Source organism: Frankia sp. Cppng1_Ct_nod, from assembly GCF_920656135.1.
Lineage (GTDB): Bacteria > Actinomycetota > Actinomycetes > Frankiales > Frankiaceae > Protofrankia > Protofrankia meridionalis.
Genome location: NZ_CAKKTK010000061.1, coordinates 7,041 through 30,639, shown reverse-complemented (window position 1 = coordinate 30,639; position 23,599 = coordinate 7,041). Strand labels below are relative to the sequence as shown.

The following is a 23,599-nucleotide window of genomic DNA, read 5'->3' as shown; positions in this document are numbered from 1 at the left end:
TCCTGCATGCCGGCACGCGTTGCGTTTCCCGGCAGTGTCCCGGCCGTCCTGCGGGCATGGCGCACCGCCGTGTCCCAGGACCACGCACCCCAACCATCGGCCGACATGGCAGAACCCGACGCGGTCCCGGTGACCGCGGCCGGATCTGTTCGTGTGCGCCACCCAGGGAGAGCCGAATGAAGTTCAGCGCGATTTTGACCTGTGCCCAGCCCGATGCCTTCACCCAGACCGAGACCCTCGAACGGGCGACACGACTCGCGGAGGTCGCGGAGCGGGCCGGTTACGAGGGGATCTGGCTGCTCGAGCACCACTTCACCCCGTACGGACTGTGCCCGTCACCGCTCACGATGGCCTCGTACCTGCTCGGCCGCACCCGCACCCTGCGGGTCGGCACCGCGGTATGCGTGCTGCCTCTCTACCACCCGCTCCGGTTCGCGGAGGACGTGGCACTGGTCGACCAGCTCAGCGGTGGTCGGCTCGACGTCGGTATCGGCCGCGGTGGCGGCGAGCGGGATTTCGCCGCCTTCGGCGCCGATCCGAAGAAAAGCCACCTCATCACGAAGGAGTGGCTCGACATCATCACCACCGCATGGCGGGGCGAACCGTTCGACTGGAGCTCCGAACTCATCGAACTGCCGACGGTCGCGGTGAACCCGCGCCCGTTGACGGACCGCCCGCCCCTCTACTACGCGTGTCAGTCGCCGAGCAGCGTGGAACTGGCCGCGCGGTTCGGGATGGGGATGATGCTGTCGTACTGGCTGGAACACGAGACGTTGCAGTCCCAGATCGAGCTCTACGACGAACTACGAGAATCCGCCGGCGCGCCCGAGCCCGCCGGCGGGCATGTCGCGGCCTGCATCGCCTTTCCCGCGGATACCCGTCAGGAGGCCGTGGACGCCGTCCGTCCGCACCTCACCTGGTGGCGGCGGGAGGCCCAGAACGTCTTCTTCAAACTGGACGCGTTGCGCCGGCTGGGGAACTACGACCATCAGGTCCACGAGTGGGAACGCGAGATCGTCCGGGGACGGGCGGCAACGGACGGGACCATGGACCAGTCATCGGTCGATCGGCTGCTATCGCTCAATCCGGTCGGCACGGTGAACGAGTGCATCGACAAACTGGGGGCACTGGCCGAGAGCACCGGAGTCGAGCACTTCCTCTGCGGTTTCGAGGGCCCTGCGGACGAAGGCCGGGTCGTCGAGGCGATGTGGCGGTTCGCGGAGGAGGTGGCGCCGGCCCTGTCGACGGCCGCCGAGCACAACCCCGTTCCGGCGAGCCGGACGTGACCAGCCTGGCGCCGGCCGGGCCGCTGACCACCAGCGACCTTCCCGCCGTCCACGAACTCGACGCGCTGGTGTTCTCCGAGGGTTCCTGTTTCGAGTTCGCCGAGGACCAGGAGCGAGATGTGCGGCTGAGGGTCATCCGCGATGCGGTGGCTCTCCATGCCGAGCGCTCGCCCCTGTACGCCGGCCTCGTCGAACGCCGGGGTTTCACCGTCGAACGGCTGCAGGACGAGCGTGACCTGCCGACGGTGCCGGTGCTCCCAACGTCGGTGTTCAAGCGGACCCTCGTGACCAGCGATGCCGGTGGCCAGGTCGTCCGCACGTTTCTGAGCAGCGGCACGCACGGCAGGCTGAGTCTCGTACCACGGGACGAGACCACGCTCCAGCGGCTGCTCGGATCGGTGCGCGTCGGGCTGCGACTGCTCGACGCGAACGAGGACACCGATGCCGACGACGCGCAGATCATCAACCTCGGGCCGTCCCGGCAGCAGGCCGGCGACATCTGGTTCGGATACGTGATGAGCCTCATCGAGATCATCTCGGAAACGGGCCACTATGTCGTGGACGGCCGTCTGGATCTGGCCGGCGCCGCCGCCCATGTGGCGCGAGCCTCCCGCGACGTCGGGAGGGCGTTCGTGGTCGGCCCGCCGGTCTTCGTCTGTGCGCTTGCCGCGTACCTGACCGAACGCCGGATATCCGTTGACGGCTCGAACATCACCGTGATCACCGGTGGTGGCTGGAAATCCCACGCCGCGCTCGATGGCCCGACGTTCACCCGAACCGCGATCACGGCGCTGGGACTGCCCGACGCCTCCTGTCTGCGCGACGCGTTCAACCAGGTCGAACTCAACAGCGTCCTCATGGAATGCGCCGCAGGCCGCAAGCACGCTCCGCCGTGGCTGTATCCCATGACCCGGAACGAACGCCTGGAACCGCTGTCTGACGGGGAGCCGGGGCTGCTGTCCTACCTCGACCCCACCGCCGTCAGTTACCCCTGCTTCATCGTCGGTGACGATCTCGGCAGGATCACTCCCGGGCGGTGTCCGTGCGGATCGGGTGGTCGGCTCGTTGAGATCACCAGACGTCTGGACGGACCAGCCGACGCCGGATGTGCGCTCAAGATGCAGGACCGTTTCGACCTCGGGGAGGCCTCGCCGTGAACCGTTCGCTCGCCACCGTCGCGAGACCCGCCCGATCGCCGGGGATCCGGCCATGACCACGACGCACCTGCACAGCGACCAGCTCGTGGCGTATACCGGCGACGGTTCGCGAGTCGTCGTCTGGCGCTCCGAGCCCAGGAGCACTCCTCGTGGCGTCGTCGTGCTCGCGGGTGGCTTCGCCCAGCGGATGCGGCACATGGGCGCGATCGCGGCGTACCTGGTCGCGAACGGGGCGCTGGTCTACCGGTTCGACCCGGTCCGCCATCCCGGGCTCAGCGACGGCAACGTGGGCTCCTTCTCGCTGTCCGCTCTGAGCGACAGCCTCCAGGCCGTCCGTGAACTCGCCGAGAAGGAGAACCCCGGCGAGACGCCCGTGGCGGTCGCCTCGAGTCTGGCGGCCAGGGCCGCCGTCCGCCTCGCGACCCGCGGCAGCGGGTTTGCCCGTCTCGTCCTGCTCGTCGGCGTCGTCGACTACCGGCGCACCCTGGCCCAGGCCCTCGGTACCGACTACTCCACGTGGACGATTGACGAGCTTCCGGCCACCATCACGATAGAGGGCCAGGTCTGCGACCCGAGAGCGGTGTGGCTCGACGAGCGCGACCAGCGCTGGGGAGGCGCCGAAGAGACGGTCATCGACCTGCTGTCCGTCCGGGTGCCTGTCATCAACTTCGTGTCCGTGTCCGACGAGTGGGTGGACGCCGAGCAGGTCGAAGGCATATTCCGGCTCGGCGCGGGAGGGGAACGGTACATCGTTCGCCTGCCCGAGGGGCAACATCGGATCTCGGCGAATCCTGTGGCGCTGCGCACATTGCTGCGCATGCTGACCACGGTCGCACTGTGCCCGCAGGACAGGATAGCCGAGGTCGTGGCCACGCAGGACGACCTTCCTGTCATCGCCGAGCCCGGCTTCGACGAACTCGTCACCCTCACCGTGCAGGAACGGGCACGGGAGCGGGCCGAGGCACACTCGTCGGCCGCCCGTTCCAGTGGGGCGGTGATCTGACGATGGCCGGGACCCTGACGGACGCGGAGGTCACCCAACTACCAGCTGTGATCGCGGGTGGCCGCGTGCGCGGGGGTGTCCGGACACGGCTGACGTTGCCGAGCGGACGGGTGGCGCTGGTACCCGAGCTGGACGCGGAGGCGCTCGCACAGATACGCGGTATCGACCGCGACCTTCTGCGCCCGGTTCCGCTCGACGAGATTCTGAGTTTCCTGCACCAGGTCGGGCGCAACTGGCGGAGCAGGGAGTACGCCCGGCGTCTGCTGTTCGTCCGGCAGCTGTCGACGTTGGTCGGGTTCTCCGTCGAGGAGGCCGAGACCGAGGCGGACTGGATCGCGCTCTACCTGTCCGGGCACACTCTGCTCGCCGACCAGCTCGCCGCCGAGATCGGCAACCGGCACCTGGTCGACCGCTGGGTACCGAGCGAGGACTGCGAACTGCACGCCGGCCCGCTCGGGCTCGTGGTGCACACCGTCGCAGGCAACGTGCCCATGTCGGGCGTGCTGTCCATCGTCCGCGCGCTGCTGACCAAGAACGTCAGCGTCGTGAAGCCGTCCGGACGGGACCCGGTGACGCCGGTCTCGCTCGCGCTCAGCTTCCTCGACGTCGACCCGGGGCATCCGGTCGCGCGGGCGGTCAGTGCGATCTACTGGGGCCGGGACAATCCCGCGGGGAAGGAACTGATCGCGCAGGCCGACGGGGTCTGCGCATGGGGCGGCGCGCAGGCCATCCGTGCGGTGCACGCCCAGACATCCCCGGAAGCGTCGTTCCTACCGTTCGGCCCCAGATTCAGCCTCGCGCTCGTCGGGCCCGGCGACGGCAGGGATCACATCCTCGACGCGGCACGCCGGGTCGCGCACGACGTCAGCCGTTACGACCAGGAGGCATGCTTCTCCGTCCAGAGGGTCTTCGTCGAGACGTCGATCGCCGCCGATTTCACCCGGGCGCTCACCGCGGCACTGGAGGAGTTCACCGAACTGCTCCCGCCGAGGGCGAGGTCCACCGACCACGTGGCCCGGGTCAGCCTCACCCGGCTGGAGGAGGAGGTCCTCGGCCATGAGGTGGTCGGCGCACCGGAGGCGACCTGGAGCGTCGTCGTCGCGGACCCGGACGGCCCTGAGCACCACTCGTTGTGCCGGACGGTGTACGTCCATCCGATCGAGGACCCGCGCGCGATCCTGTCCTACGTCGGTCCGCGGACTCAGACGGTGGCGCTCCACCCGATGGAACGGTTCACAGGGCTCCACGACGACCTGGCAGCCAGGGGTGTGAGCCGGATCGTCGACGCCGGCCTGGCCAACGTCTTCCGGCTCGGTGGGGCGCACGACGGGTTTCTCCCGATGCAACGGCTCGTCCGGTACATCTCGGTCGAGGCGCCGGTGGCCACCTTCGGCAAGGGATCGCTGCGAACCGTCGACCAGGTCGGGTTGCTGCGGGCCGGCTGTCGCATCACGGACCTGCTGCCATGACGGCCGCCCCCGGGCCGCCGGCCGACTCGTGGCCCGGAGCCGCGATGTGGTCCGCGATAGTGCGGGTCGGGCAACATGTGGGGGTCGAGCGATGCCGCCCGGCCGTGGCCGTGGTGATGCGGCTGGCATCCCTGCGGCCCGGCGGACACGCACGCAGCAGCTACCGTCTGGTCTCCGGCACACCTTCCGTCAGCGGTTCACCGCCCGCCGAGCCCGCCGAGCAACCATTACGGCGGACCGCGACACCGCCACGGCCGGCCGCCTTCCCCGGGAACCCGCCGCACCCCGGCGTCCGCATCCGATTCCGAGCTCTGCCCGAGCCGTGGTGGACCCGCAGCCCCGTGGTCCGAACCCGTCGGCTCGGCCTGCGCCTGGAACTGGACCTTCGGGACAACCTGCAGCGGTCGGTCTACTTCACGGGTACCTATGAACCGGCCACACTCGACTGGTTGCGGCGCAATCTGCGCGCTGGCGACGTCTTCGTCGACGTCGGGGCGCATGTCGGCGTCCATGCTCTGACCGCTGCCGCGGCGCTCGACCGGCAGGGCCACGGCAGGGTGATCGCGTTCGAACCCGCCGCGGACAGCCACTCGCGGCTGGTGGACAACGCCCGGCGCAACGGGCTGCGCGTCACCGCTGTTCCCCTCGCGCTGGGTGAGGCAACAGGTGAGGCAACGCTCTACACCGATCCCGAGTGGGGCGCGGACGACGCCGGAGTGCGTTCCCAGTACGGCCTCGGCGAGGCGATCGCAACCGTGCGCGTCATGGATTTCGACGGCTGGGCGCGCGCAGCGGGGCTCACCCGAATGGATGTTGTGAAGATTGATGTCGAAGGGGCCGAGCTCGCGGCTCTCGCCGGTATGGCGGCGTCGCTGACCACGTTCAGGCCCCGGGCACTGATCGTGGAGTGCCGGGAACGGTTGTTGGCCCGGGCGGGTACCGGCAGCGGGGAGCTGACGGGTTTCCTCGCCGGTCTGGGATACCGGTCCACAGACACCGATCTTGATCGTAATCAGTTGTTCGAAAGGGTGGACACGTGATCGGACGGTCAGCGCAGGGTATTCCGCAACGGTCACCGGACAGTCATCCGGCCGGGCTCGCCGAAGGAGCACTCGCGGGACGGCGGGTTCTGATCACCGGAGTGAGCCGGCCGGGTGGCATCGGGTACGCGATCGCCGGTGAGTGTGCGCGGGCGGGGGCGGCCGTCATCCTGACCGGGCTGCCGGGCTATGACGTCGAGCAGGGGTATCCGGACGCGGGCCCGGCGGTGGGCCCGGAGGCGCTCGCCGCACGGCTGCGCGAACAGGGCCTGCCGGCGACGGCGCTTCCCCCCGTCGACCTCGCTGACCCGCACGGACCGGACCGGATGCTGCGCGCCGCGACCGCGGCGGCCGGTCCGATCGACGGGCTCGTCGTCAACCACGCGTATTCCGTCGCGGCGCCGCTGGAGAAGTGGACCGCCGAGCACATCGACCGTCACCTGACGGTCAACGTGCGGGGATCGATGCTGCTGCTCAAAGGTTTTGTCGACCAGCTGCCGCACACGCGGGCGGGTTCGGTGGTCCTGCTCACCAGTGGTCAGTATCTCGGTCCCATGACCGAGGAGATCGCCTACGCGGTCAGCAAGGACGCCGTCCGTGGCCTGTGCGCACAGGCCGCGGCTGCTCTCGCCGACCGGCTGGTACGGGTCAACTGCGTCAATCCGGGCCCGACGGACACCGGCTACCTCACCGGCGACGAGTGGGATGGCGTACGCAGGATGTTCCCGGCCGGTAGGTGGGGAACCCCGTCGGATGCCGCACGGCTCGTCTGCTTCCTACTCGGCAAGGACGCAGAGTGGATCACCGGGCAAACGATCGCCAGCGAGGGAGGGTTCCGGCGATGAGCCACCCGAGTGGGTCCGCGGCCCAGGCCCGTCCGGCGGCCCCGTCACCGGCGGGCGCGCGTTCCTTCTGGGTGGCCTTCGACCTCGGTGGAACCCTTGTCTGCGAGGATGTCCCGCCACTCACCCCGATAACCGAAAGTGATGTTGCCGGACTCGGAGTCACCTCCGTCGAATTCAACAACCATCTTTTCGCCCTTCTCGGGATGCTGTTCGAAGCGGAGACCGCGCCCGGGGAACGCCAGACCCCGGCATCGGAGATCATTGACGGGTACCTTGCGAAACATCTGCCGACCTGTTCCCGAGCCGTTGTCGAACAGATCACCTGGCAGCTCGTCGGAGGCGATGACACCCGCTTCCTCGTGCCGCTACCGGGCGCGCTCGAGCTGCTCGCCGACCTGCACCGCGCGGGGATCCAGATCGTGGCCCTGTCGAACTCCTCGCTGCCGCTGTCGTTCGTGCGTCGAGTTCTGGACGCGTCCGGCATCCTGGCGTTCCTGACCATGGTGGTGCTCTCCAGCGAATGCGGCTGGCGTAAACCCTCCCCGGAGGCGTTCGCCTGCCTTGTCCGGGAGGCGGGCATCGACGCGGCGGACACGGTTGTCTTCGTCGGCAACGACGTGGCCAAGGACATCGTGGCGGCGCATGCGTACGGGTTTCTCCCGATTCTGGTCGGGCAGGACGTTCCTGCAACGACCGGGTTCCAGGCGGTCGCGGATCTCCTCGCGGCCGGCGAAGCGGTCATGGACATCCATCGGGCATGGCGGACGACGCTCCCGGCCGTCGCCGCGACCGGGCACGACTCGGTGGGAGGACGGCCGTGAGCACGACGATCGGCGACGGTTCGACAGTTCCCCCGACGGCCCCGGCCACCGTGATCGTGCCGGAGCGGGTGCCCGCTCGGGTGCTGGTAACCGGTGGAGCCGGGTTCATCGGGACCCACCTCGTCGACGTGCTGACGGCGGCGGGCCGTGAGGTGACGGTGCTGGACAACGTCTCCAGCGGGGACGCGGGCTGGTTGCGCGATGCCGCCGCCCGAGGTGTACGGACCATCATCGCGGACCTGACCGACACCGGCGCGGTGGCCGACGCGGTCCGGGGTCAGGGAATGGTGTGGCACCTGGCGGGCAACGCGGACATCCCCGGTGGGATCAACGACACGTGGCTCGATCTGGAGGCCGCCGTCATCGGCACCCGCAACGTGTGCGACGCGATGGTCGACCACGGCGTTCGTGACCTCGTTTTCACCAGCAGCGGCTCGGTGTACGGGAACCTCGCACGGCGGCCTGTCGGTGAGCAGGCCGGTCCGCTGTTACCCCTGTCCTTCTACGCGGCAGGAAAGATCGCGGCCGAGGCTTTCATCAGCGGGTTCTGCAGCCTGTTCGACCTGAACGCATGGATCTTCCGGCTCGGCAACGTGCTCGGCGCCCGGATGTGCCGGGGTGCGATCCGGGACTTCGCACATCGACTGGCCGACGATCCGGAGAGACTGCGGATACTTGGTGACGGTCGACAGTCAAAGAACTACTTTCTGGTCGAGGACTGCATCGACGGGATGATGACGGTGTTCGACCGGGCTCGACCGACCCCGGACCAGCCCTGCGTGCTGGTGAACCTCGGCGGCGCCGACGCCACCGGAATCACTCGAGTGGCTCATGAGGTCGCCGGCGCCATGGGTCTGTCCGACGTCCGGCACAGCTTCACCGGCGGTTCCGTCGGCTGGCCCGGCGATCAACCCGTGGTCAATCTTGACGTCGGTACGGTTCGGGCACTCGGATGGCAGCCGCGGCACAGTTCCGACACGGCGGTGCGGGTGGCCGCCCACCGGATGGTCGCCCATCTCGGCCTGGCTCCGTCGGAGTCCGCCAAGACGGAGACGGCGAGGTGAGCACGCTCCGGATCGCCGTCGTGGGGCTGTGGCATCTCGGCTGTGTCACCGCGGCGAGCCTCGCCGCCGCAGGCTACCGGGTGGTCGGCATCGACGCCGACGCCGACGCCGTCGAGCGGCTGCGAGACGGTCATGCGCCACTGAGCGAGCCCGGTCTCGATGATCTTCTCGCCCGGCAGCAGGCGGAGGGACGACTGGTCGTGTCCGCGTCTCCCGCCGCCGCCCGTGACGTCGACATCGTCTGGATCACTCATGACGTTCCGGTCGACGCGGAAGGCCGGACCGAGCTCGGGGCACTTTTCGACGATGCGGAGACGGTGATCCGCCATGCCCCCGACGCCGCGCTGTTCATCAGCGCCCAAGTGCCGGTGGGGACATCCGAACAGCTCGCCGCCCACTGCGGCCTGCCACTCGCCGCGGTCGTCTACATCCCGGAGAACCTGCGGCTCGGTCAGGCGCTGGCCCGCTTCGCCCGGCCGGACGTCACCGTGATCGGTGCATCCGATCCGGTCACCGCGGAGCTCGCCAGAACGGTCCTGGCGCCTTTCTCGCCCGACCCGATCAGCTGTGATCTGCGGTCCGCGGAGATGGCGAAGCACGCGATCAACACGTTCCTCGCGACGTCGATCAGCCTGGCCAACGAGCTGGGTGACATTGCGGCGGCCATCGGCGCCGACGCACATGTCATCGCGCGGGTGATGCGTGCGGACACCCGTATCGGCCCCGGCGCGCGCGTCGTGCCCGGCCCTCCGTTCGCGGGTGGGACGCTCGCCCGCGATGTCGCGGCGCTTGCCGCCCTCGGCAGACGGACGGGTGTACCCACCCGCGTCGTCGACGCGGTCGCCGAGGTGAACGATGCCCGCATCGGGAGCCTTGTCGACCTCCTGGGCGGGCAGATGTCGTTCCACGACGCCCGCGTTGCGCTGATCGGGCTGGTCTACACCTCGGGAACCGACACGCTGCGGCACGCGCCCGGCCTGCGCATGGCCGAGCACCTGCGTCGTGAGGGCGCCGACGTCATCGGCTACGACCCGGCACTGGTCGAGGGCGTGGAACGGCGGCGGCTGCTGTCCGGACACCTCCGGCTGGTACCGACCGCTCTGCGAGCCGCACACGGCGCGGACGCCGTGGTCATCCTGCGCCCGGACGCGGCCGCCGGGCTCGACCCGGTGACACTCGCCGACGCGATGCGGGCCGGGGGCGTCGACGCCTCTCAACGGACGGCCGGCGTCGTATTCGACGTGTGGGCGGTGTTCGAGCCGGAACCGGTCGTGGACGTCGGCCTGGTCCATCTCGTGCCAGGCCGACGTCCCGCAGGCCTTGGGACGCCGGGTGTGGGGGTCCTGCGCGGACCGGGAACCCCGGCGTCGCCTTCGAAGGCCGTCGGAGGAGCCGCGTGATGCGGGTCGCGCTGGTGGGAACAGGCCTGCAGGCCCGACGGCGGCTGCCCAGTATCACCGGACATCCCTCGACCACCCTCGCGGTCGTCGTCGGAGCCGATCTGGACGCCGCTCGCCGGCTCGCGCATGGCACCAACGCACGGGCCGCCGACGACTGGCAGTCCGAAATCATTTCCGACGAGGTCGACGTCGTCGTGGTGTGCACACCGCCGGACCTGCACCTTGCCGTTGGAGGGGCCGCATTAAGCGCCGGCAAGCACGTCCTGTGCGAGAAGCCACTCACGCAGAGCGCCGCGACCGCCCAGCAACTCGTCGACATCGCCAGGGACGCGGGCGTCCTACTCAAATGCGGGTTCAATCATCGACATCATCCCGCGCTGTGGGAAGCGCGGCGGCTGGTGGCCGACGGGGTGATCGGCAGCCCGGTCCACGGCCGCGGCAGCTACGGCATCTGTGGACGCCCGGGCCTCGAGGGCGAGTGGCGGTCCGATCCCGCCCGAGCCGCCGGCGGCCAGCTGATGGAACAGGGCATCCACCTCGTCGATCTCTTCCGCTGGCTCGCCGGCGATTTCGAGAGCGTGTACGGAGTTCGGTCGTCGACCGTGTTTGAGATCGCGCCGTTGGAGGATACCGGGCTCGCGGTGCTGCGACAGACGGACGGGTTCTGCGCGACCGTGCTGTCCTCGCTTGCGCAGTGGCGGAACCGATTCCAGCTGGACCTGTACGGCTCGGAGGGCTACGTGGAGGTGTCCGGCCTCGGTGCCAGTTACGGCATCGAGACTCTGCACGTCGGCAGACGCGACCCGTTCGGTCCGTTCACCGAGCAGGTGACGGAGTTCCGCGGGACGGACTCGTCGTGGGCGGCCGAATGGCGGCATTTCATCGACACGGTGATTGCCATCGATGCGGTGATCGGTGGAATGTCGACAAATCCGATGGACCCGGAAGGGACGCCGATGGAGGGAACGGGCGCGGACGGGGTTGCGGCGATGCGCCTCATCGAGGCGGCCTACACCTCCGCCGCCACTGGTGACGTGGTCAGGCTCGCCGATGTCCAGTCGGTCACCGGCGTCCCGTCGGGCCTGGATGCCGGACGGAGCGCACATGCCGGACCAGGAGAAAATGCCGGACCGGGTGCGGAAAGCGCGCTGCCGGCCGATTGCCCCCGGATGGCGATTCCGCGCTCAGCGGGGAGCCTGTGATGGCTGGAGAGCCTGTGATGGCTCCGGAACCGCCGCCTGTCATCTGGTTCAACGGAGCGATCAGGCCCTGGGCGGAGGCCACGGTGCACGTCTGGACCGAGCTCGCGACCCGTGGTGCGAACGTGTTCGAAGGGATCCGTGCCTACCAACATCCGGACGGGCACCACCGCGTGCTGAGCGGCGCTGCGCACCTGCGTCGCCTGTTCGAGTCGGCCGCGTTGCTGCGGATGCCGACGGCCTATTCGCAGGAGGCCCTGGTCGCGGCGATTGACGACCTTCTCGTTGCCTTCGCCGGGCAGGGGCATCTCTACCTGCGACCCACGCTCTACGTCGAACACGGGCGCAACGGTGTCGACCTCTCGGACACGGTGACAGGCGCCTATGTGGCGGCGCTGCCCGTCAGGCGGCCGGACAAGGTCTCAGACGGAATCCGCGTCTGTGTGAGCACCTGGCGGCGCGGCGGCGACCTGGTGTTCTCCCCGTTGATCAAAGCCGGATCGGCCTACCATGCCTTTCGGCTGCCGTTGCTGGAGGCACGGGACATGGGCGCGGACGAGGCGATACTCCTCAACGAACAGGGCAGGGTCACGGAGGCGACCGGTGCGAACCTCTTCATGGTCCGCGGCGAGCAGGTGATCACCCCGCCGCTGTCCGCCGGAATACTCGCGGGAATCACCCGCTCCAACCTGATCGAAGTGCTGGAACAGGACCTCGGACTCGAGGTCATCGAGCGGGATATCCCGCGTACCGAGCTTTATCTGGCCGACGAGGTGTTCCTGTGCGGGACACTTGCCGAGGTCGTGCCGGTTGTGGCGATCGACGGCCGGTCGGTCGGAACCTGTCTGGCCGGGCCGGTGACCGCGGCTGCGCGGAACCGTTATCTCGGTATCTGCGACGGGCTGATTCCGGATACATACGGCTGGTTCGGTGTACCGGCCCGCAGTCCAACCCATCGCGTCGCCGAAGCTCCTACCATCGACAATGCCAGGTGAAAGGAACGAAGGCATGAAGTCTCGAACCGGGGGAACCCGAAATATCCCGTTACTGACGTCTCACTACCTCAGACGTGACGGCGACCGTCCCATGACCAGGGGGCAGCTGGTCGGCCGCGAGCTGTCCGAATGCGTGGGGGAACTCCAGCGAGCGGCCCGGGTCTTCCGGCCGAGATATCTCGCACCCGCCTTCTTCTGGATCGCGGCTTACCACGCGGGTATGTTCCTGCATCCGATGGTGTCCCGCCGAACCTCGACGATATCCCTCAACATCGGTAACACGGTCGTGCGTGCACGATTTCGCCACAACCAAAGCGATCTCTACATTCTGCGCGAGAACTTCGTGCAGCGGATCTATGATTTTGACTATGCAGCCAATATCCCGCCGCCCACGACGATCGTCGATCTCGGCGCAAACATCGGACTGTCCGCGCTCTACTTCCAGGCCCGTTTTCCGGCAGCCCGGCTGCTCGCGGTGGAACCGGTCGCGGACAACGCCGAGTTGTTACGGGTGAATGCCCGCCTCAACGATTTCAACTGGCTCGTCGAGGATGCGGCGATCGGCGCCGTCGACGGTTCGGTCACCCTGTACCCGAACGAGTGGTGGAGTTCCAGCTCGACAAGCGCGGATGTCGCACAGGCCCGCGAGGGGGGCTCTGACCGGCTTGAGGGGACGCTGAAACTGCCCGAAGTTCCCGTTCGGTGCGTCACGGTCGGCGACCTGCTCGACCGACACGGAATCGAGACCGTCGACATCCTCAAGATGGATATCGAGGGCGCGGAGGCGGAGGTGCTCCGTGGTACGACGCCATGGCTGGCCCGGGTACGCCTTCTCATCATCGAGATCCATCGCAAATACGTCGATGAGGCGGCGGTGGTCGAGCACCTCTCGCGTGCCGGTTTCCGTCGAGTGGCGGGGCGGAGCGGACCGACGGATGTCTTCGTTCGAGGGTAGCGGCGGTGCATCATGACGGACGATTTTCTACCGGGTATCATTTCGGGGACCTGTGACACTCCTGACCCCCCGGGACAGCGACAGCCCGCACCACAGGCGACGCCGGGCGGAGACCCGACCTTCAGCGACCTATTCCTGTATGAGACGGTGGCAATAATTTCCGCGGTAGACCGGACGGCGGTCGAGGACTGCGTACGCGGTCTCGCCGCCGTGCGTGACCGCGGCGGCCGGTTGTTCATACTCGGAGTCGGCGGATCCGCGGCTCACGCGTCGCATGCCGTCAACGATTTCCGGAAGATATGCGCTTTTGAGGCCTACACGCCGACCGACAACGTCGCGGAGCTGACCGCGCGGACAAACGACGAGGGTTGGGACACCACCTTCCTGGAATGGTTGCGGGGTTCACGGCTGAATTCCGACGATGGTGTCCTGGTGTTCTCGGTCGGTGGGGGCGACCGGAGCCGCCGCATCTCCACGAACCTGGTGCGGGCACTGGAGCTGGCGAGGGAACGGCGTGCCGCGATATTCGGTGTCGTCGGCCGCGAAGGTGGTTTCACCGTCACCCAGGCGGACGTGTGTGTGGTGATTCCACCGTTGTTCCCGCACCGGGTCACCCCGCACACGGAGGGCCTGTGCGCAGTTGTGTGGCATCTGCTGGTCAGTCACCCGCGGCTGGCGGTCAGCCCCACGAGATGGGAGGCGGCGTCATGACCGTAGTGGTAACCCGAGCGATGGCTGGCGCAGGGCCTTCCGCGGATACGGCCGAACCGCTCCTGTCTGCCGCGCGCCGGTCGGTGTCGCGCCCGGCCGTCTTTCTCGACCGGGACGGCGTTCTCAACGAACCCATCGTCGTGGCCGGACGGCCGTTCGCCCCGCTCACCGCTGAGGAGTTCATCCTCGTGCCCGGGGTGGTGGAGGTCTGCGAACGACTCCGCCGCGCAGGCTTCGCACTCGTCGTCGTCACCAACCAACCGGAGGTCGCCCGGGGGGCGCTGCCACCGCGCGAACTGGCGCGGATGCACGCAGTTCTGCGGTCCGTGGCTCCTGTCGAGGGCATCTATGTATGTCCGCACGACGACGCGGACGCATGCCCGTGCCGCAAACCCGCGCCGGGCCTGGCCTTGGCCGCTGCGGACGAGCTCGATCTCGACCTCGCAGCCAGTGTCGTGGTGGGAGACCGGTGGCGTGACATCGAGATGGGACACCGACTGGGATGCCGGACGGTCCTCGTCGACCGCGGCTACTCCGAGACTCGGCCGGTGCAGCCCAGCATCACGGTACGCGGGTTGCCCGAGGCGGTCCGGTGGATTTTGGACAGCCCGGTGGACCAGGGAGGGAACGTCAATGCCTGATGGGACCCCTTCGACTGTGAAGATATTCGCGGACGTTGCCGATCTCGATGTGATCCTGCGCCTCGCCCGCGAGCCCATCGTCAAGGGTTTCACCACCAATCCCACGCTGATGTGGCGTTCCGGAATTACCGACTATGAGGGTTTCGCACAGAAGATCCTGGAGAACGTCGCAGGGAGGCCCGTTTCATTCGAGGTCTTTTCGGACGATTTTGCGGAGATGGAGCGGCAGGCTCGGGTCATCGCATCCTGGCACCCGAACGTCTACGTGAAGATACCCGTCATGAATACTCGGGCGGAAAGCACCGAGGAACTGATCCGGGTCTTGTCCGCGGACGGCGTACGGCTGAACGTGACCGCGCTGCTCTCCCTCGAGCAGGTGGATAGGGTCGCCGCCGCGATGGTACCGGGAGCGCTTGGAATCATCTCCATATTCGCAGGCCGGATCGCAGACACGGGACGCGACCCCGTCCCCGTCATGCGGTCGGCGGCGATGCGGATAGCCCCGCATGACGGCCTTGAACTACTGTGGGCGAGCTCGCGTGAACTGTACAACCTCGTCCAGGCCGAGGAAAGTGGCTGTGACATCATCACACTCACCGACGATCTCCTCCGGAAAGTTCCCCTGCTTGGACGCGACCTGGAGGAACTCTCCTTGGAAACGGTGCGGATGTTTCACCGTGACGCCTGCGCCGCCGGATACGTGCTGTGACCCTTGTTCGGGTCGTCCGCGCGCGTTCCGGCTGCGTTGTACCCGCCCACCGGAACAGGCTCCGATGATTATTACGAGAACTCCGCTGCGGATCACTCTCGGCGGCGGCGGAACGGATCTTCCCTCGTACTTCGAGCGTTTCGGCGGACTGGTGCTGGCCGCAGCAATCAACCGGTATGTCTATGTCGGCCTGAAATCCTCGCTCACGGATGAGTACGTGCTGAGTTTCCCGGGGGTCGAGGAACGCGCGGCGAACCCGGCCGCACTACGCCATCCGATCGCCAGAGTTACGCTGCAGCAGCATCCGGCCGGTCAGCCCGTCGAACTGTCCAGCATGGCCGACCTGCCCGCGGGTACGGGCCTTGGCTCCTCCGGCGCCTTCACGGTGGGCCTACTGCGGGCACTCCACACCTGGACGGGAGCCGCGGTGGAGTCCGCCGAACTCGCCGCGCAGGCATGCGAGATCGAGATCGATCGGCTTGGTCTTCCAGTGGGCAAACAGGACCAGTACGTGGCCGCCCTGGGCGGTCTGATATGCCTGCGTTTCGAGTCGGACGGCCGGGTACGCGCCACCAGACCGGCGATACCGGCCCGGACGATCACGGAACTCCAGAACCACCTTCTGCTGTTCTTCACCGGCTACACGCGGTCGGCCGCGCGAACATTGACCGACCAGCATGAACGCACCCGGGCCGGCGACCGCCGGATGATTGATAATCTCCATCGGGTAAAAGAGATCGGACTTTGTGCCGTCGCGGCGCTGGAGGCGTGCGACACCGACGGATTCGCCGCCTCCCTGCGCGCGCACTGGGAGCTCAAGAGGGCACGCTCGGACGGGATGACAAATACCCGCATTGATTCCTGGTACGCATACGCAATGGCGAACGGCGCGCTCGGCGGGAAGCTGGTTGGTGCGGGTGGTGGTGGCTTTCTTCTCTTTTTCGCCGCGGATCCGGACCGGTTACGTCCGGCGATGGAAGAAGTGGGGCTCCGCGAGGTTCCCTTCCGGCTGGCGGAAGAAGGATGTATCCCGCTCACAGCGGACCGAGGGAGCTGAGAATGCTGCAATGTCTTGTTCTGGCCGGTGGATCGGGAACACGTATGAGGCCGGCAACGGATAAGATTCCGAAGTCCCTTCTGCCGGTCGCGGGAAAACCCTTCGTGGAATGGCAGTTGTCGCTGCTCGCCCGCGCGGGGATCGAGCGGGTCGTATTTTCTGCTGGTTACCTCGGGGACCTTCTCGAGGATCATGTGGGGGATGGTGGCCGCTGGGCGTTGGAAGTCCGATACGTGCACGAGGGCGATCGTCTGCTGGGTACCGCCGGCGCGATACGCCTCGCCTTCGATACAGGAGTGCTCGACGAGGAGTTCTTCGTCCTCTACGGAGACTCCTATCTGCCGATCGATTATGTGTGGGTGGCTGAGGTGTTCCGATCCAGCCGTGCGCCCGCGTTGATGACGGTGTTCCACAACGCCGATGTCGGGGATCGCAGCAACGTGGTCTTCGACGGGCGCCGAGTGGAGTGCTATGACAAGAGCACCGAGGTGAGGCCGGAGCGGATGCTCCACATCGACTACGGGCTGTCGGTCTTCGATCGGGAACTGATCGCCCGCGAGGTTCCCGCCGGCCGCCGGACAGATCTCGCGCCCGTGCTGACACGGTTGGCACGCTCCGGCCTGCTGGCCGGGTTGGAGGTCTTCACCCCCTTCTACGAGGTCGGCTCACCGAGCGGCCTGAGCGCGCTGGAGACGCTACTGACCGCGTCAGGCTGAACGGGGAATCCGGCACCGCGTTGTCTGGGCGGGCCGCGTCAGGTGCCCTCGACGGCGGTGGCGGTGGCGGTGGCGGGATCGGGGTCGGGGTCGGGGTCGGACGCTTGCGTGACAGGCCGACGTGGAGCCAGGCGCCGCACGATCGCGAAGGTCGCCAAGATCGCCAGGCCGAACAGGGGAAGCCCGAGAACGAGGTTGGCAGCGGCGAGCCAGCCGGCTTCACCAGCCAGATAGAGCACACCCTGGACAGCGAACCGGAGACCGAAGACCACGATCCAGACCAGCGTCGCCCACCCGGCGGCACGGCGCAGGTCGACATGATCACGCCACCCGGCGTAGCGGGCATCCATCCCCGCCATCACATAGCCGGCGAGCGGCCGGCGCACCAGCAGCGACACCAGGCCGATGACCGCGAAGACGGCGTTCTTCGCAATGCCCGGCAGGAAGAAACCTTCGGCGCTGTGCGTCCGGGACGCGACGAACGCGGCGAAACCGACGGCGAACAGACCCGAGAACGCCTGCTGCACCGGCTCCCGACGCACGACCCGCAGCACGACAAGGGCGATGGCCGTGGCGATCGCGAACGCGATGCCCGCGGTCAGCCCGGCTTCGGCGTTGACGGCGATGAACGCAACCGTCGGGATCGCACTGTCGATCATCCCTCGGGTACCGCCCATGGCGTCGACCAGCGACACCGGCGGCTTTCGACCCGGCGTCGCCGACATGCGCTGGTGGCGGGCGGGCGGGCTCACGCGCTCGCGGACGACACGGGCAGCAACTCGTATCGCGGATTGAAGATGGTGGTCCGATTGTCCCTGTTCATAATCATTCCAGATGCCTTCATCGCGCGTCCCGCCTCAATGCCCGGGATGTGCTTACGGCCGAGAAACACCAGGGTGACTGTACCGCTGCCATCATAGATGTCAGCCTCAAGACTCGGCGACCCCGATCGACTCCGTATGGTAACCGATCGGATCGAGCCGACCACACAGACGTCCTGACGCTCGCGGCAGTCGCCCATCGGGACGGCGCCGGCCTCTTCGACGGTCCGCTGCAGATCCTCGGCCTCCAGCTCCCGCTCGTCCGCGGTGAGCCGGTGCACGGCCCGCCCCCACCAGCCGCGTCGGTCTCCCACGGTCCCCTCCGATCGGGCTCGGGGTGTAACAGCCGGACTCCGGACGTAACACCCAGGCAACGAAACAACCTCGCCCAGTGTGCCCGGTGGAAGGCTCAAGGATTCTGCACTTGTCCGCTTTCCTGCCGCGGGACCCACGCGCATCCCCACCGGCCCGCAACGTCACAGAGCCGTAACGGCTCAGACCCTCGATCCGATCCCGATCCCGAAGCCGTCAGCCGATCTCGGCGGTCCGGACGCCGGGGGCCGGCATCCGTGCCGCGGTCCTCTCGACACCGGGCCCGAGGTTGCGCGGATCCTGGTTGCGCGGATCCTGGTGATGCGGGTCCGGGTCGGGCGGGTCGGTGTGGTCGTGCGGATCGTGCGGATCGGTGACCTCTCGCGGTAGCTTCAGCGGCAACGGATCACGCAGGGGCATCGCCTGATCGCCACGTACCACCACGAGGTCACGCAGCGCCTCCGCCAGGAGCGGAGCCCCGACCGGATCGAGCGCGACATGCCCCGTGAGAACAACCCGCAGGAACCAGCGCGGACCGTCGATCCCGAGCATCCGACCGGGCATGAACTCGCCCGGAGTGCCGGTCGGCAGCTGCAGACGCAGCTCACTTCCGTACGGCCCGCCGCCCTCCTCCGCCGCTCCCTGGCCCGTACGCAGGGACTCCGCGATCTCGGCGCGCACCTCGTCCCACAGACCGGCGCTTTTCGGCGCGGCGAAGACCGCCAGCTCCATCGCGCTCGGTCCGTCCGTGAGCGTCACCGTCAGCAGCTGCCCGGACTCCTGATCAACCTGGAACTGCACCTGGACACCCTCCACGACCGGGATCCGCAACGACCCGAGGTCCAGCCTCCGCAGGTGGTCGTGTGGCGCCTGCTCGGCGTCGTGGGGCCCGTCGTGATCGACCACGAACTCCTCGTCGCCGGTCGTGTCCCGGTCGTACGACTCCTGCGGCTCCCGCCGGCCGCGGCTGCCTCGCCTACGACCGCGGCCGAACACTTCGACTACTCTCTGTCGTCACAATCGGTGCTGTCGTGATCGGTGCTGTCACGATCGACTCCTTGAAGATTTGGAGATGAGGACGGGAAACAATGGCGGTCGGTACCGGTGCGCCATACCCAGTGTCAGGAAAAACCACCGGTCGACCCGAAACCACCCGCACCGCGCGACGTCGTGGGCAGCTGCGCGACCTCGCGGAACGCCGCACGATCCACCCGCTGGACGACGAGTTGGGCGATCCGGTCGCCACGCCGCAGACGGACCGTCTCCCGCCGGTCGGTGTTGACAAGCAGAACCTTGATCTCACCACGGTAACCGGCGTCGACCGTACCCGGCGCGTTCACGATGGATACCCCGTGGCGCGCCGCAAGCCCGCTGCGCGGGTGCACGAACCCCGCGTATCCCTCGGGCAACGCGATAGCGATCCCGGTCCCCACCATCGCACGCTCACCGGGAGCGAGCGTCACATCCTGCGCCGCGACGAGATCCGCGCCCGCATCGCCGGGGTGCGCGTAGGACGGCAGCGGGAGGTCCGGGTCGAGCCGGCACACCAACACCCCCACCGAATCAGGTCCGTGGCCAGGGGGGTGCGCGGTCAGATCGTCCGTTGCGGTCATGGGTCTCCCGAGTGACGGTCATGGATGCAGGGTGCGCACGGAGGATACTGGCCGACATGCGCTACGAGGAACGGCTGACGGTGCCTCGGTTCTGGCACCTGGGGGCCGCCGTGTGCGCGGGCATCGTCGGCAGCTACTTCACGGTCTACACCGACTCCACCGGGATACGCGTTGCCGTCTATGGTTCGCTCTTCGTCGTGATGGAGGTGGCGCTGTGGCTGCTCGGGCGGCCCCGGCTGACCGTGACCGACGAGACGGTGAGCGTGGCCGGGCAGGTCGTCGCCCGTGACAGCGTCCGCGACGGTGCCGCGTGCGCCGACATCCGCGCCGTGCTGGCTCCGGGCATGTTCGCCGTGACCAGGCCGTGGATACGCACCGGTGTCTGGCTGCGCACCGCCGACGGCGTGTGGGTGCTGTCCAGCAGGCGTCCGGACGAGCTGCGCGCAGCGCTCGGCTACCAGGGATTGTGATGGGGGTGCGGTAGTGGTAGGATCGGTTTCGAAAATCGGCTGGAAGATCATCGGAGGCGCGGCGGGAGCGGCCGCCGGGTCGGCGGCGAGCAAGGCCGTCACCGTCGTCTACAAGAAGATCCGCAAGTCGGACCCTCCGACCAACCCGGCGCATCCCGACACGACCTGGGCGGACGCCATCGGCTGGGCGGTGGCGTCCGCGGTGGCGATCGGCGTCGGACGACTCGTCGCCGAGCGGATCGCCACCCGCGGGTGGGTGAAGGCAACCGGATCGCTGCCGCCCGGCATGCACGATCATGACTAGCCGCTGTCCGTGAGCATGACCGAACAGCCGGCCGCACCCGATCATCGAGCCGCGGTTTCGCGGACGACCTTCGATTCGGTCGACCCGGCGACCGGCGCGATGGTCGCCACGTTTCCGGTGGACGGTGCCACCGAGGTACGCGACGCCGTCGCCCGCGCCCGCGCCGCCACCCGATGGTGGGACGGGCTTGGGTTCGACGGCCGCGGGCGGCGCCTGGCCGCCTGGCGCAAGGCGCTGCACTCGTCCCTAGACGAGCTGGCAGACCTGGTGCACCGGGAGAACGGCAAGTCCGTCGACGAAGCCACCCTGGAAATCGGGGCTCATCTCGACGTCCTCGCCTGGGCGAGCGCGAACGCCGGGCGGGTACTGGGCACCCGGCGGGTCCGACGCGGCCTGATCACCTCGAACCAGGCCGCGTCCGTGACCTACCGGCCCTACGGGGTGGTCGGTGTCATCGGTACCTGGAACTGGCCGGTCTACACCCCGGGTGGCGCCATCGTGTCGGCGCTTGCCGCCGGTAACTGCGTGGTCTACAAGCCCAGCGAGCTGACGCCCGCGATCGGGCGGTTCGTGGTGGACGCGTTCACCACCGTGGTCGGGGAGCATCCGGTGCTCTCGACCGTCACCGGTTTCGGGCCCAGCGGGGCCGCACTGTGCTCGGCCGGCGTGGACAAGCTGTCCTTCGTCGGCTCCGCCGCGACCGGCCGGACGGTGATGGCTCAGTGCGCCACGACGCTGACCCCGGTCGTCCTGGAACTGGGCGGCAAGGATGCGATGATCGTGGCGGATGACGCCGATCTCGACGCGGCGGTCGACGGCGCGCTGTGGCTCGGGGTCGGCAACTCCGGCCAGACCTGCATAGGCACCGAACGGATCTACGTCACCGACCGGGTCTACGACGCCTTCCTGGACAAGTTGACCGCCAGGGCGCGCAGGCTCACCGCAGGCGGACCCGAACCGTGCGGGTACGGTCCGATGCTCTCCCCCGGTCAGATCGAGACCGTGCGACGCCATGTCCAGGATGCCCTTGCCCGGGGCGGGCGTGCCGTCGTCGGCGGGCCCGAGTCGGTCCGCCCGCCTTTCATCGATCCGATCGTGCTGGTCGACGTGCCGGACGACGCCCCGGCGATGGCCGAGGAGACGTTCGGGCCGACCCTGGTGGTGACCCGGGTCCGCGACACCGACGAGGCGGTGGCCAAGGCCAACAGCGGCCCCTTTGGGCTCGGTGCCTCGGTGTTCTCCCGCCACCACGGCCGCCGGATCGCCGCCGGGCTGCGGGTGGGGATGGTCTCGGTCAACAATGTGATGGTCTTCACCGCGGTCGGTGGGCTGCCGTTCGGCGGGGTCGGGGACTCCGGCTTCGGGCGGGTGCACGGTGCGGACGGGCTGCGCGAGTTCGCCTGGCCGAAGGCGATGACCGTGCAGCAGATGGCCCCGCCGTTCAACCCGATGTCGTTCTTTCGCGGGCCGTCCGCGATCAGGAACTACCGGGCGCTCATCCGTATGCTGCACGGACGCCGATCCAGGTGACCAAGGCCACCAGGATGACCGGCGGGGATGGGCCGCTTCCCGGGCGGGGGGACGGCCCGTCGGTCAAGATGATGGCGGGCTGTCCGCCTCGTGGCACGCCCGGGAGGAGAGGTCCGTGGCTGTCTACGCGCTCGGTGAGCGGGTACCCGAGATCGATCCCTCGGCCTACGTCCACCCGGACGCGACCGTGATCGGCAAGGTGACCATCGGGCCCGAGTCGACCATCTGGCCGGGCGCGGTGCTGCGTGGCGACTACGGCGAGATCCATGTCGGCGCTCGGACCTCGGTGCAGGACGGCACGGTCGTGCACGCGACCGCCGCGTTCCCCACGGTCATCGGTGACGACTGCGTCATCGGACATCTTGCGCACCTGGAAGGCTGCACCGTCGAGAACAACTCACTGGTCGGCTCCGGCGCGATCGTCCTGCACCGGGCCGTGGTCGGCTCCGGCGCGCTGGTCGGAGCGCAGGCACTGGTCGGCAACAACGTGGAGGTCCCCCCGCGGGCGCTGGCCATCGGGGTGCCTGCGAAGATCCGTCCGGACGCGGTGGCGGAGAACGCCTTCGCGGCCGGGGCCGCGCAGTACGCCGCCAATGGCAAGCGGTACCGCGAGGAGCTCCGCCGCATCGACTGACCGCCGCATCGGCCCGGCCGCCCTGTCGGCCCGGCCGATCAGGAGTGATGGCGGTTGACCGCCCGGTCCGCCGCCATCACTCCCGATCAGCCGGCGGGTCGGCGGCGAGCAGGTCGTGAAGCTGGCCGAACAGTGCCTGCGGGGCCGCGATGACAAGATCGTTCGAGAGTGGTCGGCCGTGCAGGCCACCGACGCGCAGCCCGGCCTCGGCCGCGACGAGCGCGCCGGCCGCATGGTCCCAGGGATGCAGACCTCGTTCGTAGTAGGCGTCCACCAACCCGGCCGCGGCCGCGCACAGGTCCAGCGAGGCCGCGCCCATCCGCCGGATGTCACGCACCCGCGGCACGACCCGCGTCAGGACCGCCACCTGGGCGATCCGCCGCTCGACCGTGTAGCCGAACCCGGTCGCCACCAGTGCGCCGGACAGGTCGGTGACGGCCGAACCGGCCAGCGCCACGCCGTTACGGGCCGAACCGTCACCGAGCGCCGCGGTGTAGGTGGCGCCCATCGCCGGAGCATGCACGACCCCGGCCACCACCTGGCCGTCGATCTCGGCCGCGATCGACACCGCCCAGTTCGGCAGGTTGTAGAGGAAGTTCACCGTGCCGTCCAACGGGTCGACGATCCAGCGCACCCCGCTGGTGCCGGCGTCGTCGGCTCCCTCCTCGCCGAGGATGCCGTCGCCCGGACGTGCCTCGCGCAGCCGGCGTCCGACCAGCTCCTCGGACGCCCGGTCGAGCGCGGTGACGACGTCGGTGGGGGACGACTTGGTCGACTCGGCCGCCACCTGACCGGCCCGTCCCCGCACCAGCAGGTCCCCGGCCTCCCGTGCGACGCCGAGCGCGAG

At 68.5% G+C, this 23,599-nt stretch carries 26 protein-coding genes; 21 read left to right on the top strand and 5 right to left on the bottom strand.

Going from position 1 to position 23,599, the window contains the following annotated elements; all coding sequences use genetic code 11:
- The first annotated feature begins 176 nt into the window (after window positions 1-176).
- From NBW77_RS16445 to NBW77_RS16365, 17 genes are all read left to right on the top strand, one after another.
- Entirely contained in the window at window positions 177-1,286 is a 1,110-nt protein-coding gene (locus NBW77_RS16445) for an LLM class flavin-dependent oxidoreductase (RefSeq protein WP_250279963.1), read from the top strand.
- Window positions 1,283-2,443: a LuxE/PaaK family acyltransferase gene (locus tag NBW77_RS16440; protein WP_165486024.1), complete on the top strand. Its 1,161-nt coding sequence runs from the start codon at window positions 1,283-1,285 to the stop codon at window positions 2,441-2,443. Before NBW77_RS16445 ends, NBW77_RS16440 begins: the two co-directional genes overlap by 4 nt.
- Before the next feature lie 52 nt (window positions 2,444-2,495).
- Window positions 2,496-3,446 carry a serine aminopeptidase domain-containing protein gene (locus NBW77_RS16435; RefSeq protein ID WP_131746508.1) on the top strand — a complete coding sequence of 317 codons (951 nt, stop codon included), beginning with the start codon at window positions 2,496-2,498 and terminating at the stop codon, window positions 3,444-3,446.
- Window positions 3,447-3,448: 2 nt separating this feature from the next.
- On the top strand, window positions 3,449-4,915 hold the full coding sequence (locus tag NBW77_RS16430) for an aldehyde dehydrogenase family protein (RefSeq protein WP_131746507.1): 1,467 nt from the start codon (window positions 3,449-3,451) through the stop codon (window positions 4,913-4,915).
- Window positions 4,912-5,955 (top strand): FkbM family methyltransferase, encoded by a 1,044-nt coding sequence (locus tag NBW77_RS16425; protein WP_131746506.1) that lies wholly within the window; start codon window positions 4,912-4,914, stop codon window positions 5,953-5,955. Before NBW77_RS16430 ends, NBW77_RS16425 begins: the two co-directional genes overlap by 4 nt.
- Complete coding sequence (locus NBW77_RS16420) at window positions 5,952-6,800, top strand: SDR family oxidoreductase (RefSeq protein ID WP_207386964.1); 849 nt, start codon at window positions 5,952-5,954, stop codon at window positions 6,798-6,800. The genes NBW77_RS16425 and NBW77_RS16420 overlap by 4 nt, the downstream gene beginning before the upstream one ends.
- On the top strand, window positions 6,797-7,621 hold the full coding sequence (locus NBW77_RS16415) for an HAD family hydrolase (RefSeq protein ID WP_131746505.1): 825 nt from the start codon (window positions 6,797-6,799) through the stop codon (window positions 7,619-7,621). Before NBW77_RS16420 ends, NBW77_RS16415 begins: the two co-directional genes overlap by 4 nt.
- Window positions 7,618-8,685 (top strand): NAD-dependent epimerase/dehydratase family protein, encoded by a 1,068-nt coding sequence (locus NBW77_RS16410; protein ID WP_250279962.1) that lies wholly within the window; start codon window positions 7,618-7,620, stop codon window positions 8,683-8,685. Before NBW77_RS16415 ends, NBW77_RS16410 begins: the two co-directional genes overlap by 4 nt.
- A complete protein-coding gene (locus tag NBW77_RS16405; RefSeq protein WP_250279961.1) occupies window positions 8,682-10,085 on the top strand; it encodes a nucleotide sugar dehydrogenase in 1,404 nt (467 codons plus the stop codon). The genes NBW77_RS16410 and NBW77_RS16405 overlap by 4 nt, the downstream gene beginning before the upstream one ends.
- Window positions 10,085-11,287, top strand: a complete 1,203-nt coding sequence (locus tag NBW77_RS16400) for a Gfo/Idh/MocA family protein (RefSeq protein WP_250279959.1) — start codon at window positions 10,085-10,087, stop codon at window positions 11,285-11,287. The genes NBW77_RS16405 and NBW77_RS16400 overlap by 1 nt, the downstream gene beginning before the upstream one ends.
- Entirely contained in the window at window positions 11,287-12,279 is a 993-nt protein-coding gene (locus NBW77_RS16395; RefSeq protein WP_131746504.1) for an aminotransferase class IV, read from the top strand. The genes NBW77_RS16400 and NBW77_RS16395 overlap by 1 nt, the downstream gene beginning before the upstream one ends.
- A 91-nt stretch (window positions 12,280-12,370) precedes the next feature.
- Entirely contained in the window at window positions 12,371-13,234 is an 864-nt protein-coding gene (locus NBW77_RS16390; RefSeq protein WP_165486019.1) for an FkbM family methyltransferase, read from the top strand.
- A 147-nt stretch (window positions 13,235-13,381) separates the two neighbouring features.
- Window positions 13,382-13,945, top strand: a complete 564-nt coding sequence (locus NBW77_RS16385) for an SIS domain-containing protein (protein ID WP_250279958.1) — start codon at window positions 13,382-13,384, stop codon at window positions 13,943-13,945.
- Window positions 13,942-14,586 carry a D-glycero-alpha-D-manno-heptose-1,7-bisphosphate 7-phosphatase gene (locus tag NBW77_RS16380; RefSeq protein WP_207386961.1) on the top strand — a complete coding sequence of 215 codons (645 nt, stop codon included), beginning with the start codon at window positions 13,942-13,944 and terminating at the stop codon, window positions 14,584-14,586. The genes NBW77_RS16385 and NBW77_RS16380 overlap by 4 nt, the downstream gene beginning before the upstream one ends.
- Window positions 14,587-14,602: 16 nt before the next feature.
- Entirely contained in the window at window positions 14,603-15,295 is a 693-nt protein-coding gene (locus tag NBW77_RS16375; protein WP_250279957.1) for a transaldolase, read from the top strand.
- Window positions 15,296-15,359: 64 nt separating this feature from the next.
- Entirely contained in the window at window positions 15,360-16,352 is a 993-nt protein-coding gene (locus NBW77_RS16370) for a GHMP family kinase ATP-binding protein (RefSeq protein WP_131746500.1), read from the top strand.
- Complete coding sequence (locus tag NBW77_RS16365) at window positions 16,319-17,068, top strand: sugar phosphate nucleotidyltransferase (protein WP_349817029.1); 750 nt, start codon at window positions 16,319-16,321, stop codon at window positions 17,066-17,068. Before NBW77_RS16370 ends, NBW77_RS16365 begins: the two co-directional genes overlap by 34 nt.
- Window positions 17,069-17,106: 38 nt before the next feature.
- Here NBW77_RS16365 and NBW77_RS16360 read toward each other — a convergent pair whose 3' ends face one another.
- The 4 genes from NBW77_RS16360 to dut all read right to left on the bottom strand — a co-directional run bounded on the left by NBW77_RS16360 (window position 17,107) and on the right by dut (window position 19,814).
- Window positions 17,107-17,763, bottom strand: a complete 657-nt coding sequence (locus NBW77_RS16360; RefSeq protein ID WP_502799494.1) for a DUF3159 domain-containing protein — start codon at window positions 17,761-17,763, stop codon at window positions 17,107-17,109.
- 53 nt (window positions 17,764-17,816) lie between these two features.
- Window positions 17,817-18,203, bottom strand: a complete 387-nt coding sequence (locus NBW77_RS16355) for an OB-fold nucleic acid binding domain-containing protein (RefSeq protein ID WP_131746445.1) — start codon at window positions 18,201-18,203, stop codon at window positions 17,817-17,819.
- A gap of 214 nt (window positions 18,204-18,417) precedes the next feature.
- On the bottom strand, window positions 18,418-19,197 hold the full coding sequence (locus NBW77_RS16350) for a DUF3710 domain-containing protein (RefSeq protein WP_131746446.1): 780 nt from the start codon (window positions 19,195-19,197) through the stop codon (window positions 18,418-18,420).
- A gap of 125 nt (window positions 19,198-19,322) precedes the next feature.
- Complete coding sequence (gene dut, locus NBW77_RS16345) at window positions 19,323-19,814, bottom strand: dUTP diphosphatase (RefSeq protein ID WP_131746447.1); 492 nt, start codon at window positions 19,812-19,814, stop codon at window positions 19,323-19,325.
- Between the two features lie 56 nt (window positions 19,815-19,870).
- Between dut and NBW77_RS16340 the strand changes: the two genes are divergently transcribed.
- The 4 genes from NBW77_RS16340 to NBW77_RS16325 all read left to right on the top strand — a co-directional run bounded on the left by NBW77_RS16340 (window position 19,871) and on the right by NBW77_RS16325 (window position 22,752).
- Complete coding sequence (locus tag NBW77_RS16340) at window positions 19,871-20,284, top strand: DUF3093 family protein (protein WP_165486016.1); 414 nt, start codon at window positions 19,871-19,873, stop codon at window positions 20,282-20,284.
- 13 nt (window positions 20,285-20,297) lie between these two features.
- On the top strand, window positions 20,298-20,588 hold the full coding sequence (locus tag NBW77_RS16335; protein ID WP_131746449.1) for a DUF4235 domain-containing protein: 291 nt from the start codon (window positions 20,298-20,300) through the stop codon (window positions 20,586-20,588).
- Between the two features lie 15 nt (window positions 20,589-20,603).
- Window positions 20,604-22,118: an aldehyde dehydrogenase family protein gene (locus tag NBW77_RS16330; protein ID WP_131746450.1), complete on the top strand. Its 1,515-nt coding sequence runs from the start codon at window positions 20,604-20,606 to the stop codon at window positions 22,116-22,118.
- Window positions 22,119-22,233: 115 nt separating this feature from the next.
- A complete protein-coding gene (locus NBW77_RS16325; protein ID WP_131746451.1) occupies window positions 22,234-22,752 on the top strand; it encodes a gamma carbonic anhydrase family protein in 519 nt (172 codons plus the stop codon).
- A gap of 76 nt (window positions 22,753-22,828) precedes the next feature.
- On the opposite strand, the gene NBW77_RS16320 is transcribed toward NBW77_RS16325, so the two are convergent.
- Window positions 22,829-23,599: inositol monophosphatase family protein (locus NBW77_RS16320; RefSeq protein WP_250279956.1), on the bottom strand; the 771-nt coding region annotated here is incomplete at its 5' end.

Bases quoted from the DNA above. Each gene is read 5' to 3' on its own strand.
- NBW77_RS16445 (WP_250279963.1), top strand. From the start codon at position 177: ATGAAGTTCAGCGCGATTTTGACCTGTGCCCAGCCCGATGCCTTCACC.
- NBW77_RS16435 (WP_131746508.1), top strand. From the start codon at position 2,496: ATGACCACGACGCACCTGCACAGCGACCAGCTCGTGGCGTATACCGGC.
- NBW77_RS16430 (WP_131746507.1), top strand. From the start codon at position 3,449: ATGGCCGGGACCCTGACGGACGCGGAGGTCACCCAACTACCAGCTGTG.
- NBW77_RS16425 (WP_131746506.1), top strand. From the start codon at position 4,912: ATGACGGCCGCCCCCGGGCCGCCGGCCGACTCGTGGCCCGGAGCCGCG.
- NBW77_RS16415 (WP_131746505.1), top strand. From the start codon at position 6,797: ATGAGCCACCCGAGTGGGTCCGCGGCCCAGGCCCGTCCGGCGGCCCCG.
- NBW77_RS16400 (WP_250279959.1), top strand. From the start codon at position 10,085: ATGCGGGTCGCGCTGGTGGGAACAGGCCTGCAGGCCCGACGGCGGCTG.
- NBW77_RS16395 (WP_131746504.1), top strand. From the start codon at position 11,287: ATGGCTGGAGAGCCTGTGATGGCTCCGGAACCGCCGCCTGTCATCTGG.
- NBW77_RS16390 (WP_165486019.1), top strand. From the start codon at position 12,371: ATGACCAGGGGGCAGCTGGTCGGCCGCGAGCTGTCCGAATGCGTGGGG.
- NBW77_RS16380 (WP_207386961.1), top strand. From the start codon at position 13,942: ATGACCGTAGTGGTAACCCGAGCGATGGCTGGCGCAGGGCCTTCCGCG.
- NBW77_RS16370 (WP_131746500.1), top strand. From the start codon at position 15,360: ATGATTATTACGAGAACTCCGCTGCGGATCACTCTCGGCGGCGGCGGA.
- NBW77_RS16365 (WP_349817029.1), top strand. From the start codon at position 16,319: ATGTATCCCGCTCACAGCGGACCGAGGGAGCTGAGAATGCTGCAATGT.
- dut (WP_131746447.1), bottom strand. From the start codon at position 19,814: ATGACCGCAACGGACGATCTGACCGCGCACCCCCCTGGCCACGGACCT.
- NBW77_RS16340 (WP_165486016.1), top strand. From the start codon at position 19,871: ATGCGCTACGAGGAACGGCTGACGGTGCCTCGGTTCTGGCACCTGGGG.
- NBW77_RS16330 (WP_131746450.1), top strand. From the start codon at position 20,604: ATGACCGAACAGCCGGCCGCACCCGATCATCGAGCCGCGGTTTCGCGG.